The sequence below is a fragment of the Actinokineospora cianjurensis genome, from assembly GCF_003663795.1.
Taxonomy (GTDB): domain Bacteria; phylum Actinomycetota; class Actinomycetes; order Mycobacteriales; family Pseudonocardiaceae; genus Actinokineospora; species Actinokineospora terrae.
Genome location: NZ_RCDD01000001.1, coordinates 578,938 through 594,932, shown reverse-complemented (window position 1 = coordinate 594,932; position 15,995 = coordinate 578,938). Strand labels below are relative to the sequence as shown.

Here is a 15,995-nt window from a genome sequence, read left to right as displayed (position 1 = left end):
ATGGGCAACCGGATCCACCCCACCGCGATCATCGGCCCCGAGGTCGAACTGGGTGACGGCAACGTCATCGGCCCGTTCTCGGTGCTCGTCGGCCCGACCCGCATCGGCGACGGCAACTGGTTCGGCCCGCGCGCCGACATCGGCCAACCCGCCGACTACCGCGGCGGCCCGCACCCGGTCGGCTGGGACGGCGAGGTCGACGGCGGCGGGGTGGTCATCGGCGACGGCAACACCTTCAAGGAATCGGTGTCCATCACCCAGGGCATGTTCGGCGTCACCACGATCGGCTCCGGCTGCTACGTCATGGGCCGCTCGTGGATCGCGCACGACTGCGCCATCGACTCCGACGTGACCATCACCAGCGGCGTCCAGATCGCGGGCCACTGCCGCGTGTGGACCGGCGCCAACCTCGGCCTCGGAGTCGTGGTGCACCAACGCACCCAGATCGGCCCCGGCGCCATGGTCGGCATGGGCACCGTCGTGGTCCGCGAGGTCGGCGCCTTCGCCAAGGTCGTCGGCAACCCCGCCCGCTCCATCGGCCACAACACCGTCGGCCTCTCCCGCCGCGGCTGCACCGACGAGGCCATCGCCGACCTCCTCCCCACCCTCTCCGGCCAGTCGGACACCCTCCCCGACCTCCCCCCGGACGTCGCCGCCCTGCTCAAGGCGTGGCAGAACCGCTGAGCCGGTAGCCGCGCCCGACAACTGCCCCCCGCCACGCCTGCCTTCCAGCCGCCGCGGGCCCCAGCTCTAGCGGACCGACCCCGGCCACAGCGAGCCCAGCTCCACCAGGCCGCCCCAGCCCTCGACCACAGCGAGCCCGCCAGCAGGCGTGAGCCCAGCCTCAGCAGCCGCCCCCAACCCCCGCCGCTCGCCACGGCCACCCTCGGCCGCCGTTCCGGAGGCCCTCCCCGCCTACCCCAGCCCCCACCCTCTCCGGGGGGCGGCCCCGGCTCCATTCTATCGGACCACGGTTGCAGGGCCAGAGGGTTGGCGCGAACTGTGGACAACTCGGGTGTTGTGGATGGGCGCGACCTGCGGGCGGCCGTGGTTCAGGGGCGCGGGTTCACCCGGTCGGGCGGCTTGTCCACAGGTGGAGTCCACGTGACGGGTTGACGCAAGCGAAAGGGTGGGCACCTGAGAAAGCCGGTGCCCACCCCGTCGACGATGAGAAAGATCAGCAGTGGCCGAGTCGGGCCAGGGTGTCGACGATGATGTCGCTGGGTTGGTACTGGTCCACGAGGGACGCGCCCCGGCGGTTCTGGTACGTGGACAGGAAGTCGGCCAGTTTGTCCTTCTGCATCCCGGTCAGCACAACGGTTTCGCCGATGTGCTGCGGTGATTCCGTGCGCTCGCGGTGGATCGCGCACGGCAGGCCGAGGTAGAAGCACTCCGCGCCGAGGCCGCCGGAGTCGGTCACCACGAACTTCGCGCGGGCCATCAGCGGCAGGAACTGCAGGTACCGCATCTTGGGCTGGATGATGAACCGCTTGTCGTCGAACAGGTTCCCCAGTCCGAGCCGCTCGATGCGCTCCCGCTCCGGTGCGCCCGCCATGTACAGGATCGGCAGTTGCGAGCTGTGGTCGCGCAGGGCTTCCAGTGCCTCGCGGTACTTGTCCGCGCGGGAGACCAGTTCGAACCGGTGCAGCGTCGCCAGGCCGTACTCGTCGGGCAGGTCGAGGTCCGGGAAGGTGCCGTTCACGGCCATCCGCAGTGCGTCGATGGCGGTGTTGGCGCCGGTGTCGATGACCGCGCCGCGGGCGTGGCGGAGGTTGTTGGCCTCGCGGGCGCTGGGGGCGAAGTGCAGGTCGACCAGCTTGGCGGCGACCTTGCGGTTGATCTCCTCCGGCAGCGGGCTGAGCAGGCTGCCCGAGCGGCACCCGGCCTCGACGTGGGCGACCCGCGCGCCGAGGAAGCGCTTGGCGATCAGCGCGCCGCCGGGGGTGGTGAAGGTGTCGCCGTGCACGATGACCAGCGGTGGGCGGCCGTCCTCGGCGAGGATCGCGCGCAGTTCCGAGCGGCGGTTCCAGGCGTTGCGGGCGACGGTCAGCGCCCAGCCGGGGACCTGGGCCGGGGTCTCCAGGTTGCGCGCCTTGGACCGCGGCACCAACCACACGTCCGGCTCGGGCAGCTGGAGGTCGGCCAGCACCTCGGAGACCTCGTCGACGTGCTGGGCGGTGAACCAGATCTTCGGCTTCGTGCCCCGGTTGACGATCGCGTGGTACACCGGCGCGATCTTGATCAGTTCGGCTGTGGTGCCGAGGATGAAGGAGATCACCAGCTGGCCTCTTCGGCTCGACGGCAGAGCCCGGCCAGCATAGGCGCAGTCCGCGCCACCGCCGTGCCCGGGTATCGTCAGCCGGTGTGAACGCGCCAGTGCCCACGTTGAGCGTCGTCATCCCGGTCTACAACGAGGAATCCTGGGTGCCGCGGTGCGTCGCGGCGCTCGTGGAGTCCTTGGAGCGGGCCGCCTGGGAGGCGCAGGTCGTCGTCGTCGACGACGGTAGTACTGACGCCACCGGTGACAGGCTCGCCGAGTTGGCCAAGACACACGGCATCACCGTCGTCTCCCAGTCCAACCGCGGCCGGTTCGAGGCGCGCAAGGCAGGGCTGTCCGAGGCGTCGGGCCAGTTCGTCCTCTTGCTCGACAGCCGGGTCATCGTCGAGCCGGACGCGTTGACTTACCTGCGCGACCAGCTCGTCGAGCACCCCGAGCGCAAGGTGTGGAACGGCCACATCACCGTCGCCTCCGCGGGTAACCCGTACGCCGGGTTCATGGCCGGGCTGGTCAAGATCCCGTGGCGCCGCTACTGCGCGGACCCGAGGCTCACCTCCTTCGGCCCCGACGAGTTCGACCTGTACCCCAAGGGCACCGGCTTCTTCGTCGCACCGCGGACCATGCTCGACGGCGCGGTCATGGCCTTCGACTCGCTCTACGACGACGTCTCCCTCGCCAGCGACGACACCAAGGTGCTGCGCTGGATCATCGACCGCGAGCGGATCAACATCTCGCCCGGGTTCGCCGCCGTCTACAACGGCCGCGACACGCTGGAGAAGTTCGCCAAGCAGTCGCTCTACCGCGGCACGACCTACGTCGACAGCTACCTCACCTCGGCAGGCCCGGCCCGCACCGCCCTGTTCGGCGCCCTCGGTGTCGGTGTGGTCGCCATCGCGATGCTGGTGCGCAAGCCGAAGACGACCATCGCCGCGGGTGTGGTCGGCTGCGCGGCCGCGGGTGTCGCCGTCCGCAAGTGCGGCGCGACCCCGGGTGAGGCGCGCGCGGTCGCCACGCTGCTGCCGCTGTTCGCGGGCGGCTTCGGCCTCGGTGTCCTGCGCGGACTCTTCCTCGCCGCCAAGGCATGGCTGCGCCGGTGACCACCGAGCACGACCCGGCCGCCCGACCCGAACCGACCACGCAGGACGAGCAACCGGAGTCCACCGCGGCCGTCGGCAAGTCGGTCGGCCGGGTGGGCCTGGCGATCCTCGCGGGCTCGGCCCTCGGCTACGCGGTCCTGATCCTCACCGGACGGCTGTTCAACCCGGCCGACTACGCCATCTTCATGACGTTCTGGGGCCTCCTGTTCGGCCTGGGCAGCGCGTTGTCCCCGTTGGAGCAAGAGCTGTCCCGGCAGTCCGCGCTCGCCGGTGCCCGTGGCACCAAGGTCGGCGCGGATGGTGTCACCGCCCTGGTGACCGGGCTGGTCGCCGTCGCCGTTGTCGCCGCCATCCCGTTGATCCCCACGGTCAACGAGCGCCTCTTCCGCGGCCAGTACTGGCTGGCCGTGGTGGTGCTGGTCGCCGGGGTCGCGTTCGCGGTGCAGTTCGCGGTGCGCGGGGTGCTCGTCGGCAACAACGAGGTCGGCGCCTACTCGTGGCTGATCGTGGTCGAGTCCGCCGTCCGACCGCTGGTCATCGTGGCCCTGGTCCTCGCCGCCCTCGGCGGGATGGTGCCGCTGGCCGTCGCGGTCGCGCTCGGCTCGTTCGCCTGGGTGCTGTTCACCCGGCGGACCCGCACCCACCTCGACCCGGCGCTGCCCGGCGACCCGCCGCGCGTCGTCGTGCCCAGGATGCTGATGTTGTTCGCCAGCTCGGCGCTCACCGCCGCGGTGATCACCGGCTACCCGGCCGTGGTCAGCCTGCTCGTCCCGCCCGGCGACGAGGACCGGCTCGGCACCCTGTTCGCCGCGCTCGCCGTCGCCAGGGTGCCGCTGCTGCTGTTCTCCGCCGTCCAGGCCATCGCGGTGCCGGTCGTGGTCCGCCTCTCGCAGAGCCCCGACGGGCTGCGCAGGCTCCGCAGGCTGCTCGCCGTCGGCACGGTCGGCGCCGTCGCGCTCGCCGCGCTCGGTGGCCTGGTCGGGCTGCTGATCGGCCCGTGGGTGGTGTCGCTGCTCTTCGGCGCCGACTTCGTGGTCGCGGGCTGGGCGGTCGCCGGTCTGGTGTGGTCGTCGGTGCTGATCGCCGTGCTGCAACTGCTGGCCGCCGTGCTCGTCGCCAGGGTCAGGCCGACCCAGGTGCTGGCGGTCTGGGCGGTGGTCACCGCGGCCGCCGTCCTGGTCGTCGCGCTCTGGCCGGGCGACGCGGTGCTCAAGGCCGTGCTCGGGCTCGTCGTCGGTCCCACGGTCGGCCTGCTGGTCGCCGCGGTCGCGGTGGCGAAATCGGACCCCAGGGACATGCCGGTCGACCCGGCCGCGCGGCCCTGACACCGGATCCCGACGCCCCGCGCGGTATCGTCTTCCCGCGTTTCCAGGTCTACGACGGATTGGTTCCACCATGGCCGAGGTAGCCACCCGGCGGATCCTCATCGTGCTCCCCGCCCTCAACGAAGAGAACAACGTCGGCGCCGTGGTGCGCCACGTGCGCGAGACGCTGCCCGACGCGGGCGTGCTCGTGGTGGACGACGGGTCGTCCGACCAGACCTCGCGCCGCGCCAGGGAGGCCGGTGCCACCGTCGCCAGGCTCGCGGTGAACCTCGGCGTCGGCGGTGCGATGCGCACCGGCTTCCGCTACGCCGTCGCCAACGGCTACGACGTGGTGGTCCAGGTCGACGCCGACGGCCAGCACGACCCCGAGCACGTCCGGGAACTCGTCGACCACCTCGACCACGCCGACCTGGTCATCGGCGCCCGCTTCGCAGGCAAGGGCGCCTACCGCGCCACCGGCCCGCGCCGCTGGGCGATGTGGGTGCTGGCGGTCGTCATCTCGCGGCTGGCCAGGACCAAGCTCACCGACGTCACCTCCGGCTTCAAGGCAGCCGGGCCGCGCGCGGTGAAGATGTTCGCCCAGTACTACCCGGCCGAGTACCTCGGTGACACCGTCGAGTCGCTCGTGCTCGCCATCCGCGGCGGGCTGGTCGTCCGGCAGGTCCCCGTAGAGATGCGGGAGCGCAGCGGCGGCCAGCCGAGCCAGACCCCGATCCGCGCCGCGGTGTACCTTTTCCGGGCCGGGCTGGCCCTGCTGCTGGCGCTCGTCCGCCGTCGTCCGTCGGTCGAGTCGGCCGACGCTGCCTAGGAGGTCCCCATGGCCGGATGGCGGTTGCTCAGCGTCGTCGTCGCCTGCTTGGTCCTGCTGTTCGTCGTCGAGTTGATGCGGCGCCGCAAGCTGCGCGAGAAGTACGCGGGCATGTGGTTGCTGGTCAGCGTCGGCGTGCTGGTGTTCGGCATCTTCCCCGACTTCGCGCAGGACCTCGCCGACCTGGTCGGCGTGCAGACCGCGTCCAACTTCACCTTCCTGCTCTCCGGCATCGTCCTCGCCGCGGTGAGCCTGCACCTCAGCAGTGAGGTCGGTCACCTGGAGGAGGAGACGCGCACGGCGGTCGAGGAGATCGCCCTGCTGCGCTGCGAGTTGGAGCGCACGCGGGCGGAGTTGGACGCCAGGATCGCCCAGCTCGAGCCCGGTGCCCCGGCGCAGGACCCGGCCGGGACCCCGTCGCGCAACGGCTCGCACGCCGCCACCCCGGCGCGGTCCTGAACCCGGCGTGACCGGGCATCGGCCGTGGTCCCACCGCCCACGGCCGGGCTCGGGGTCAGCCGAACGGGTAAGGCAGCGGCGAGCAGGTAGCCTTGGAGTGCCTCGGGCGCCGTGCAGCGCCCGGTTCACCCCACGTCCGGTCACCCATCGCCCCCGGGACCCGCGGGTCGTGTGACCGGCCCGACGACTGAGACGGCCGCGCGCGGCGGCTCTCTGGAGGTCCGAACAAGCATGACCCGCAGTGCCCCCAGCGCTACCGCAGCACCCGAGGCAGAGCCGACCGCCCCAGCCGCGCGGCTGGTCGCCCAACGCGGGTTGTTCCGCGGTCCCGACCCGGTGTGCCCGGACGCGCTCTACACCACCGTCGTCTCCGGCGCGGCCGAGCGGGAGCGGGCGCGGATCACCGTGCAGCCGTTCTCCGCGGTGAGCACCGACACCTACTTCGGTCGCTTCCCGGCGTCGCACTGGCAGCGCTGGACCGTGGTCACCGAGGTGACCGTGGAACTGGTGGTCAGCGGGTCGGCCAAGATCGCGCTGGTCGCCTCGGACTTCCGTGGCGAGACCAGGCCGGAGGCCGCCACCGACGTGCGCGGCGCCACCGACCAGCTCGTCACCCTCACCGCCAAGCTGGACAAGTTCCTCGACGGCGGCTTCCTCTGGGTCGAGATCGACACCGAGGACACCGGCCTGGCCGTCGACCGGCTGGTCTGGACCGTGGCCGGGCCGGAGACCTACCGGCAGACCTCGGTGGTCATCTGCACGTTCAACCGCGCCGACGACTGCACCCGCACCCTCGGTGCCCTCGCCGGTGACGAGGGCGCCCTCGAGGTCCTCGACGCCGTCTACGTCGTCGACCAGGGCACCGACACCGTGCAGTCGCGCCCCCAGTTCAACGACCTCGACAACGCCCTCGGCGGCCGGTTGCGCTACCTGCGCCAGCCGAACCTGGGCGGTGCCGGTGGCTTCGGCCGCGGCATGTACGAGATCACCAAGTCCGGCGAGTCGAACATCCTGCTGATGGACGACGACGTGCTGTGCGAGCCGGAGATCGCGGTCCGGCTCTCCGCGTTCGCCAACCGCACCCAGCGCCCGACCCTGGTCGGCGGCCAGATGCTGCGGCTGCTGCACCCCACCCGGCTCATCGCCAGCGCCGAGTACGCCGACTTCAACCAGCTCATCCCCGGCCAGGTCGTGCACAACGGCCTCGACGACGTCGACCTGCTGGAGCCCGCGCTCGACGGCAACGGCGAGCCGACCGGCCAGCCGGTGCGCGGCGACCGCAGGGTCGAGGCCGACTACAACGCCTGGTGGTCCTGCCTGATCCCGAACGAGGTCGCCAGGGAGCTGGGTCTCCCGCTGCCGGTGTTCTTCCAGTGGGACGACGTCGAGTACGGCTACCGGGCCCGCTCCCGCGGGTACAACACGGTGACCCTGCCCGGCGCGGGCCTCTGGCACGCCGACTTCGACTGGAAGGACGGCGACAAGTGGAACGAGTACTTCGCCGTCCGCAACGCGATGATCGTCGCCACCCTGCACTCGGCGTTCCCGCCCAAGCAGGTGGCCAGGGTGATCACCTCCCGGGTGGCCCGCGCGCTGCTGGCCATGCAGTACGGCTTCGCCGTCACCATGATCAAGGCAGCCGAGGACTTCCTGGAGGGCCCGCGCGCGCTGCACGACGGCGGCCAGCAGGCCGCGGCCGACATCCGCAAGCTGCGCGCCGAGTACGCCGACACCGTGGCGCACCCGATCGGCAAGCTCGGTGAGCTCGGCCTCGGCTCGGTGCCGCTGATCCAGGCCGCGCCCGCGCCCAAGAGCCCCCGGCTGGTGCTGCTCAAGCGGCTCGCGCACCTGGCGACCGGCCGCTCGACGCACCCGGTCGGCGCGGTGCCGTCGGTCGACTCGGCGTGGTGGCACGTGTCCCAGTTCGACAAGGTCGTCGTCACCGACGCCGCCCAGGACGCGGTCCGGGTCAGGACCAGGGACAAGGCGACCACCATCGAGCTGGCCAAGCGGGCGGCCCAGGTCGCGCGGCGGATCATCGCCGAGGGCCCCAGGCTGCAGGAGGAGTACCGCGCCGCGGTGCCCGCACTGACCGACAAGGACAACTGGGAGCGGTTGTACGGCCTGCGCTGAGCAGGTCCCAACCCCACAGGCCCGGGGCAGCACACCGCCCCGGGTGAGCGCAGTTCGCTGGAGGAGCGAAGTGACCGAGCAGGACGTGGCACAGCGGAGCGATGACCAGGTGGTGCTGCAGCGGGTGATCCTGCCCCGCGACACCGACCCGGTGGACGTGCGACCGCTCTACCTGGACGAGCTGGAGACTGCGCACAGCCACGTGTCCTCGCGCACCGCGGTGACCGTGCCGGTCTCGGCGCGGGTGTCGTTCGCGGCGTTCTTCAACGCGTTCCCGGCCGGGTACTGGAAGCGCTGGACCAAGGTCACCGAGGTCATCCTGCGGGTGAACCTGCGCGGTGGCGGCCGGATCGACGTGTACCGGTCCAAGCCCAACGGCGACCAGGCGCACCTGGCCGGTCAGGCGGTCCGCTCCGGCGCGGAGTGGACCACCGCGGAGTTCCGGGTCAGCCTCGCCCCGTTCGAGGACGGCGGCTGGATCTGGTTCGACCTGTTCACCGACGACTCCACCCTCGAACTCGCCGACGCGGTGTGGGCCACCGAGCTCGACCTGCCGCCGGTGAAGCTGTCCATCGGCACCACCACGTTCAACCGGGTCGACGACTGCGTCGCCTCGCTGCTCGCCCTCGGCGAGGACCCGGCGATCCTCGACGTGGTCACCAAGGTCTACGTGGCCGACCAGGGCACCAAGAAGATCTCCGGGCACCCGCGCTTCGCCGAGGCCGCCCGGCTGCTCGGGGCCAGGCTCGAGGTCATCGAGCAGGGCAACCTGGGTGGCTCCGGCGGGTTCAGCCGCGCCTTCTACGAGTCGATCGAGCACTCCGACGTCGACCAGATCCTGCTGATGGACGACGACATCGCCCTGGAGCCGGACTCGATCCTGCGGGCCAGCGCGTTCGCCAGGGCGGCGACCAGCCCGATGATCGTCGGCTCGCAGATGCTCAACCTGCAGGAGAAGGCCCAGCTGCACAGCATGGGCGAGGTCGTCGACCTGCACAGCTGCTACTGGCGCCCGGCGCCGGGCGCGGTCACCAAGCACGACTTCGGCGAGGAGTCGCTGCGCGAGACCCCAGAGCTGCACCGGCGGATCGACTCCAGCTACAACGGCTGGTGGATGTGCCTGTTCCCGCGCGAGATCGTCGAGGCCAACGGCCTGCCGCTGCCGCTGTTCATCAAGTGGGACGACGCGGAGTACTCGCTGCGCGCGCTGGCCAAGGGGTACCCCACGGTCACCCTGCCCGGCTCCGCGGTCTGGCACATGCCGTGGACCGACAAGAACGACCTGTCGGACTGGACGGTCTACTTCCACCTGCGCAACCGGCTGGTGGTCGCGGCGCTGCACAGCCCGCACGACCAGCGCGCCGTGCTGGTCAAGCAGGGCATGCGCAACACCCTGCGCAGGCTGCTGTCGATGGAGTACTCGACGGTCGCGATCGAGATCAAGGCGATCGAGGACTTCCTGGCCGGTCCCGACCGGCTCTTCGACCTGCTGCCGACGGCCCTGCCGGAGATCCAGCGCATCCGCAAGCAGTACCCCGACGCGCAGACCCTGGCCTCGGCCAGCCAGTTCCCGCCGCCGTCGCTGGACGCGGTGCACGCCGAGCGGATGCTGCGGCCGCCGGTGAACCCGGCCAAGATCGCCGCCCAGGCGTCCAAGGCGCTGCTGCACAACCTGCGCCCCCCGGCCCCGGAGGCCGCTGACCGCCCGCAGGTCAACGTCCCGGCCAGCAGCGCGTTGTGGTTCCTGCTCGGCAACCTCGACAGCGCCACCGTCTCCAACCCCGACGGCAGCGGTGTCGCCTTCCGCAGGCGCGACCCGAAGGTCTTCCGCGAGCTGTCCAAGCAGGCCGCCGCTGCCTACCGGCGCCTGGCCACCGAGTGGCCAGCCGCCAGGGAGACCTGGCGCGCGGCCATGCCGGAGCTCACTTCGACCGAGTCCTGGCGCAAGGTCTTCGAGAACTAGTCGCACGACCTCGACGAGGGCGGTTCCCGCAAGGGGCCGCCCTCGTGTGCGTTTGCGGCCCGCTCACCGCCCTTCTCGGGCGATCACGGGCGAATCGGGCGGTGCCACCGGGTCGACCCGGGTGCGGGACACCAGGGCGGATCTGGGCGCCTTTCCGGGTGTCCGCGCACATCTTTCGCCCAATAGGGTGAATTTTGCCGACCGGAGCCGACAAGGGTTCGGAAATGGCCTGAGGCCCGACCTCCGCCGGAGCGGGGATCGGGCCTCAGGTTGCTAGCGTCAAGATCAGAGAGCGCGCACGCCGGTGGCCTGCGGGCCCTTCTGGCCCTGGCCGATCTCGAACTCGACGCGCTGGTTCTCGTCCAGGGTCTTGAAGCCCGAGCCCTGGATCTCCGAGTAGTGCACGAAGACGTCGGCGCCGCCGTCGTCCGGCTGGATGAAGCCGAAGCCCTTCTCGGAGTTGAACCACTTCACTGTGCCCTGTGCCACGTCTATCTCCTCAACAGGTACCGCTTGGCTCTGCGCGGTCGCGCAAACCCATGGTCGGTTTCAGACGGCGACTTCTCCGGCTTGACCTGGAGGAAAACCGCGCGCCCGCAACGATCTCTTGCGAGCGTGATCTAACACGTACTCAAGAAAATTCACGACCGGATACAGTCAACCACACACCGCAGCACCCGCGCACCCGCATGCCGGGGGTTGCGACCAGCCACCCGCTGGGAGACGCTGTCAAGGTGAGCGAGCTCGCCAGTGACAACACCGAGTCCATCGCACTCCGCCTCGATGATGTCGGCGTATCCGTCGACCTGCCGAGGCCAGCCAATGTGGGTGACCAGGTCCAGGGCGTCCCGTACCGACCGGTCGAGTTCCGCGACGACGACCTGCCCACCGCGCTCGAGCGGGCGGCGTCCTGGCTGCGGCGCACCCAGGACTGGCTCGGCGAACCGGTCGACGTGATCGCCATCCACCTCGACTACGACGACCGCGAGGGCAGGCCGTACTACGACGTCAAGCTGCTCTGCAACGACGAGGACCTGGCAGGGGCCCCGATCGCCCTGCGCGAACACCTGGCCCGCGGCAGCGAGGTCTGACCCACCGGCACCGCCCCGTCCCGCCACCGGGACGGGGCTCCGCCGTCAGGACCAGCCGTCAGGACCCAGGGCTACCGCTAGAACCAGCGCTCCAGCACCTGTGCCACCCCGTCCTCGGAGTTCGGCGCCGTCACCTCGTCCGCGGCGGCCTTGACGTCGTCGTGCGCGTTGGCCATCGCCACCCCGTGCCCGGCCCAGCGCAGCATCTCGATGTCGTTGGGCATGTCGCCGAAGGCGATCACCGACGCCTGGGGCACACCGGCGATCTCCGCCACCTCGGCCAGCCCCTTGGCCTTGGTCACACCCGGCGCGGAGACCTCCAGCAGGCCCAGGTTCGTCGAATACGTCACATCGACGCTGTCGCCGAGCAGCTCGCGGGCCGCGAGCATCATCTCGGCGCTCCGCATCCCCGCGTGGCGCACCAGCAGCTTCACCGCGGGGCGCCCGAGCACCTCGGCGCGGGAGGCGAGGGTCAGCTCGTCGACCGCGTCGCCCCAGGGGTTCGAGTAGCGCTGCTCCGCGGCGTACGGGGCCTCCAGGTGCGGCCCGCCGACCACGACCCGCTCGGTCGCGAACGCGGCACCGGGGATCGCTTTGTCCAGCACGTGCGCCACGTCATGCAGCTGGATCGGGTCCAGCTGGTGTGCCGAGACCACATGTCCGGTGCCGATGTCGTAGATGATCGCCCCATTGGCGCAGACCGCGTACCCGTCCAGCCCCGCGCTGTCGGACACCGGCGGGATCCACCGCGGCGGACGCCCGCTGACCAGCACGAACGGCGTCCCGGTCGCGACGACCCTGGCGATCACCCCCACCGTGCGGTCGGTCACCCGCTCCAGCGGGCCGAGCAGCGTTCCATCGATGTCGGAGGCGACGAGCCGGGGCGAGTCCACGCGCCCATCCTCCCGGACCCGTCGACCCGGTTGCGGTGGCCTTCGTTACCCCCGGGTCGGGCTGCCGCTAGGTTCGCCTGGTGCGCGTAGGAATTGTCATTCTCCCCGAGCATCGCTGGTGGGCGGCCGAACCGAAGTGGCGCGGAGCCGAGGAATACGGCTTCGACCACGCCTGGACCTACGACCACCTCGGGTGGCGGAGCCTGGTCGACGGCCCCTGGTTCGACTCGGTCCCCACCCTGACCGCGGCGGCGATGGTGACCTCCGAGATCCGGCTCGGCACCTTCGTCGTCTCCCCCAACTTCCGCCACCCGGTGCCGCTGGCCAGACAGGCGCTGGCCATCGACGACATCTCCGACGGCCGGTTCATGCTCGGCCTCGGGTCCGGGGCCAGCGGCATCGGCCAGTACGACCGCCAGGCGATGGGCCACGGCGGTGAGGACATCACCCAGGCCCAGGTCGCCGACCGCTTCGCCGAGTTCGTCGAACTCTCCGACGCGCTGCTCACCGGGCCGAAGACCACCTTCACCGGCGAGTACTACCGGACCGAGGAGGCCAGGAACGCCCCCGGCTGCGTGCAGCGGCCCAGGGTGCCGTTCCTGATCGCCGCGAACGGCCCGAAGGCGATGGGCCTCGCGGCCCGCTTCGGCCAGGGCTGGGTGACCACCGGTCGCCCCGGCGGCGCCGAGACCGTCGACGCCTGGTGGGCCGACGTGGCCAAGCGGGCCGCCCGGTTCGACCGGGCGCTCGAGGAGATCGGCCGCGACCCCTCGACCATCGACAGGTACGTCAGCGTCGACGCCTCGCCGCTGTTCGCCCTGGAGAGCGTCGAGGCGTTCACCGAGCACGTCAGCCGGGCCCGCGACACCGGGTTCACCGACGTCGTCATCCACTGGCCGCGGCCGGACGGGCCGTACGCGGGCCGCGAACTGGTGCTCGAAGAGGTCGCCGCCGACGTACTGCCGCTGCTGGGCGGTAGGGCTACCCGCCGCGACGCCGACAACTCCGCGAACCCGGGCAACGGGTCCGGGGTGTCAGGCGTCCGAGAAGGCGGGGGAGGGAAATAGGGGGAACGATCGGCCCCGGCGCCCGGGGGAGGACGCCGGGGCCGATCGCCGTCCCCACCCGGGGAGTGATCCCTGCCTCGCCGTCAAGCGAAATCCGGTGCGCGGGTAGCCTGGCCCACCGTGAGCGCGGTTGCAGAAACCAGTGATGACAACTACGACGGGTACGACCTGGTCATCGTCGGGTCCGGGTTCTTCGGCCTGACGATCGCCGAGCGGACGGCGACCCAACTGGACAAGCGGGTGCTCGTCCTCGAACGCCGCCCGCACATCGGCGGCAACGCCTACTCGGAGAACGAGCCGGAGACCGGCATCGAGGTGCACCGCTACGGCGCGCACCTGTTCCACACCTCGAACAAGCGGGTGTGGGACTACGTGAACCAGTTCACCGAGTTCACCGACTACCAGCACCGGGTGTTCGCCAGGTACCAGGACCAAGTCTACTCGTTCCCGATGAACCTGGCCCTGATCAACACCTTCTTCGGCAAGTCGCACACCCCGGACGAGGCGCGAGCGCTGATCGCCGAGCAGTCCTCGGAGATCGCCACCGACGAGGCCAAGAACCTCGAGGAGAAGGCGGTCTCGCTGATCGGGCGCCCGCTCTACGAGGCGTTCATCCGCGGCTACACCGCCAAGCAGTGGCAGACCGACCCGAAGGAACTGGCGCCGTCGATCATCACCCGGCTGCCGGTGCGCTACAACTTCAACAACCGGTACTTCAACGACACCTACGAGGGCCTGCCCGTCGACGGGTACACCGCGTGGCTGGAGAAGATGGCCGCGCACCCGAACATCGACGTGCGCCTCGACGTCGACTACTTCGACGTGCGGGACCGGGTCCCGGCGGGCACCCCGACCGTCTACACCGGACCGCTCGACCGGTACTTCGACTACTCCGCGGGCCGGTTGAGCTGGCGCACGGTCGACCTCGAGGTGGAGGTCCTGCCGATCGGCGACTTCCAGGGCACCTCGGTCATGAACTACAACGACCAGGACGTGCCCTACACCCGGGTGCACGAGTTCCGGCACTTCCACCCGGAGCGCACCCACTACCCGACCGACAAGACGGTGATCGTCAAGGAGTACTCGCGCTCGGCCGAGGACGACGACGAGCCGTACTACCCGATCAACACCGCCGAGGACCGCACCAAGCTGGCCGCCTACCGCGACCTGGCCAAGGGCGAAGCGGCCGCGAAGAACGTCATCTTCGGCGGTAGGCTCGGCACCTACCAGTACCTCGACATGCACATGGCGATCGGCTCCGCGCTGTCGGTTTTCGACAACAAGGTGGCCCCCCACCTGCGTGACGGCGCCCCGCTCGACGGTTCGATCGACGTCTAGGCGAAACACCGCGGCTGCTCCCCCGATGCTCTGTCGGGGGAACACCACGACTGGGAGGAAAGCCAAGTGGACCGCAGCGCGTCCGCGGCCGGGCGGGAGACCGCCGCACTGAGCCGCGTGCAGAGCGCCATCGGCACGCCGCCGGTGGTGAAAGCGGCCAGGGGGTTGTCCCTGTTCGGCGAGCACAGCGCGGGCTGGTTCGCGCTCGGCCTGCTCGGTGCCGCCGTCGACAAGGACCGGCGCAAGGACTGGCTGGTCGCCGCCGGTGGGGTGGTCGCGGCGCACGCAGCCTCGATCGCCATCAAGCGCGTGGTGCGCAGGCCCCGCCCCGACGACCCGTCGGTGCAGGTCCTGGTCGGCACGCCGAGCAAGCTCAGCTTCCCGTCATCGCACGCCACCTCCACCACCGCGGCAGCCGTGCTGTTCTCCGGGCTGACCGGCCGCAAGCTGGTCCCGGTGCTCGTCCCGCCGATGCTGCTCTCGCGGCTCGTGCTCGGCGTGCACTACCCGACCGACGTGCTGGCGGGCTCCGCACTCGGCGCCGTCGTCGGCGGGCTGCTGCGGCGCAAGCTGCGGGGAGGCAAGCGGTGAGCGACCAGGCGACCGAACACCGGACCGAGTCGGAGACCCCCGCCGCGCGACCGGGCGTGCTCGCCGGGCTGCTGCGCACCGCGCGGCCGCGGCAGTGGGTCAAGAACGTCCTCGTGCTGGCGGCCCCGTTCACCGCCAACCGCATCTTCGAGCAGGACGTGCTGGTCGCGGCCGTGATCGCGTTCGCGTCCTTCTGCCTGGTGTCCTCCTCGGTCTACCTGGTCAACGACGCCATCGACGTCGCGGCCGACCGGGAGCACCCGACCAAGCGCAACCGCCCGATCGCCTCGGGCATCGTCCCGGTGCGGCTGGCCTACGTCGCCGCGGTCGTGCTGTTCCTCGGCTCGCTCGGGGTGAGCCTGCTCGCCGGGTGGCAGCTGACGGTGGTGCTCGCGGTGTACGCCGCGGTGCAGCTGGGCTACTGCCTGGGCCTCAAGCACCAGCCGGTGATCGACCTGTGCATCGTCGCCTCCGGCTTCCTGCTGCGCTCGATCGCAGGCGGCGTCGCGGCGGGCATCCCGCTCTCGCAGTGGTTCCTGCTGGTCACCGCGTTCGGCTCGCTGTTCATGGTCTCCGGCAAGCGCTACGCCGAGATCGTGCTCTTCGAGAAGACCGGCGCCAAGATCCGCGCGTCGCTGTCGAAGTACTCGTCGAGCTACCTGCGCTTCGTGTGGGCGACCGCGGCCGCCGTCATGATCACCACCTACTCGCTGTGGGCGTTCGAGATCCGCGAGCGCAACCCGCACAACTCGGTCTGGGCGGTCATCTCCATCGTCCCGTTCGTCATCGCCGTCCTGCGCTACGCGGTCGACGTCGACGGCGGGCACGCGGGCACGCCGGAGGACATCGCCCTCAAGGACCGGGTCCTCCAGGTCCTCGGCCTGTCCTGGGTGGCCTGCCTGGCCCTGTCGATCTACCTGTAGTTCCCAGGCACTTCCAGGCCAGGCCCTCC

Annotated in this window: 15 protein-coding genes; 12 read left to right on the top strand and 3 right to left on the bottom strand. The window is 70.9% G+C overall.

From position 1 onward, the window contains the following. Complete coding sequence (locus CLV68_RS02740) at positions 1-684, top strand: LbetaH domain-containing protein (protein WP_121389017.1); 684 nt, start codon at positions 1-3, stop codon at positions 682-684. 493 nt (positions 685-1,177) lie between these two features. On the opposite strand, the gene CLV68_RS02735 is transcribed toward CLV68_RS02740, so the two are convergent. After that, the gene (locus CLV68_RS02735; RefSeq protein WP_121389016.1) at positions 1,178-2,278 is read right to left on the bottom strand and encodes a UDP-N-acetylglucosamine 2-epimerase; all 1,101 of its coding nucleotides are present in this window, start codon (positions 2,276-2,278) and stop codon (positions 1,178-1,180) included. 86 nt (positions 2,279-2,364) lie between these two features. On the opposite strand from CLV68_RS02735, the gene CLV68_RS02730 reads away from it, so the two are divergent. The 6 genes from CLV68_RS02730 to CLV68_RS02705 all read left to right on the top strand — a co-directional run bounded on the left by CLV68_RS02730 (position 2,365) and on the right by CLV68_RS02705 (position 10,063). Beyond that, positions 2,365-3,375 carry a glycosyltransferase family 2 protein gene (locus tag CLV68_RS02730; RefSeq protein ID WP_121389015.1) on the top strand — a complete coding sequence of 337 codons (1,011 nt, stop codon included), beginning with the start codon at positions 2,365-2,367 and terminating at the stop codon, positions 3,373-3,375. After that, positions 3,372-4,700, top strand: coding sequence for a lipopolysaccharide biosynthesis protein (locus CLV68_RS02725; protein ID WP_121390923.1), 1,329 nt, complete (start codon positions 3,372-3,374; stop codon positions 4,698-4,700). The genes CLV68_RS02730 and CLV68_RS02725 overlap by 4 nt, the downstream gene beginning before the upstream one ends. 70 nt (positions 4,701-4,770) lie before the next feature. Next, complete coding sequence (locus CLV68_RS02720; RefSeq protein WP_121389014.1) at positions 4,771-5,508, top strand: glycosyltransferase family 2 protein; 738 nt, start codon at positions 4,771-4,773, stop codon at positions 5,506-5,508. A 9-nt stretch (positions 5,509-5,517) separates the two neighbouring features. Next, a complete protein-coding gene (locus CLV68_RS02715) occupies positions 5,518-5,967 on the top strand; it encodes a DUF2304 domain-containing protein (protein WP_121389013.1) in 450 nt (149 codons plus the stop codon). 231 nt (positions 5,968-6,198) lie between these two features. Beyond that, positions 6,199-8,100 carry a glycosyltransferase gene (locus CLV68_RS02710; protein WP_121389012.1) on the top strand — a complete coding sequence of 634 codons (1,902 nt, stop codon included), beginning with the start codon at positions 6,199-6,201 and terminating at the stop codon, positions 8,098-8,100. A 70-nt stretch (positions 8,101-8,170) separates the two neighbouring features. After that, a complete protein-coding gene (locus CLV68_RS02705) occupies positions 8,171-10,063 on the top strand; it encodes a glycosyltransferase (RefSeq protein WP_121389011.1) in 1,893 nt (630 codons plus the stop codon). Between the two features lie 285 nt (positions 10,064-10,348). Here the strand turns inward: CLV68_RS02705 and CLV68_RS02700 are convergent, their stop codons facing one another. After that, entirely contained in the window at positions 10,349-10,552 is a 204-nt protein-coding gene (locus CLV68_RS02700; protein ID WP_092785996.1) for a cold-shock protein, read from the bottom strand. A gap of 245 nt (positions 10,553-10,797) precedes the next feature. Here CLV68_RS02700 and CLV68_RS02695 point away from each other — a divergent pair, with 245 nt between their 5' ends. After that, positions 10,798-11,154 (top strand): hypothetical protein, encoded by a 357-nt coding sequence (locus CLV68_RS02695; RefSeq protein WP_092785998.1) that lies wholly within the window; start codon positions 10,798-10,800, stop codon positions 11,152-11,154. Positions 11,155-11,231: 77 nt separating this feature from the next. Here CLV68_RS02695 and CLV68_RS02690 read toward each other — a convergent pair whose 3' ends face one another. After that, on the bottom strand, positions 11,232-12,047 hold the full coding sequence (locus CLV68_RS02690) for an HAD family hydrolase (RefSeq protein ID WP_121389010.1): 816 nt from the start codon (positions 12,045-12,047) through the stop codon (positions 11,232-11,234). 80 nt (positions 12,048-12,127) lie between these two features. On the opposite strand from CLV68_RS02690, the gene CLV68_RS02685 reads away from it, so the two are divergent. The 4 genes from CLV68_RS02685 (at position 12,128) to CLV68_RS02670 (ending at position 15,966) form a co-directional block, all read left to right on the top strand. Then, positions 12,128-13,114 carry an LLM class flavin-dependent oxidoreductase gene (locus CLV68_RS02685; RefSeq protein WP_121389009.1) on the top strand — a complete coding sequence of 329 codons (987 nt, stop codon included), beginning with the start codon at positions 12,128-12,130 and terminating at the stop codon, positions 13,112-13,114. 120 nt (positions 13,115-13,234) lie between these two features. Further along, entirely contained in the window at positions 13,235-14,452 is a 1,218-nt protein-coding gene (glf, locus tag CLV68_RS02680) for a UDP-galactopyranose mutase (protein ID WP_121389008.1), read from the top strand. A gap of 108 nt (positions 14,453-14,560) precedes the next feature. Then, entirely contained in the window at positions 14,561-15,043 is a 483-nt protein-coding gene (locus CLV68_RS02675; RefSeq protein WP_245782744.1) for a phosphatase PAP2 family protein, read from the top strand. Then, positions 15,040-15,966: a decaprenyl-phosphate phosphoribosyltransferase gene (locus tag CLV68_RS02670; RefSeq protein ID WP_121389007.1), complete on the top strand. Its 927-nt coding sequence runs from the start codon at positions 15,040-15,042 to the stop codon at positions 15,964-15,966. Before CLV68_RS02675 ends, CLV68_RS02670 begins: the two co-directional genes overlap by 4 nt. Positions 15,967-15,995 lie beyond the last annotated feature (29 nt).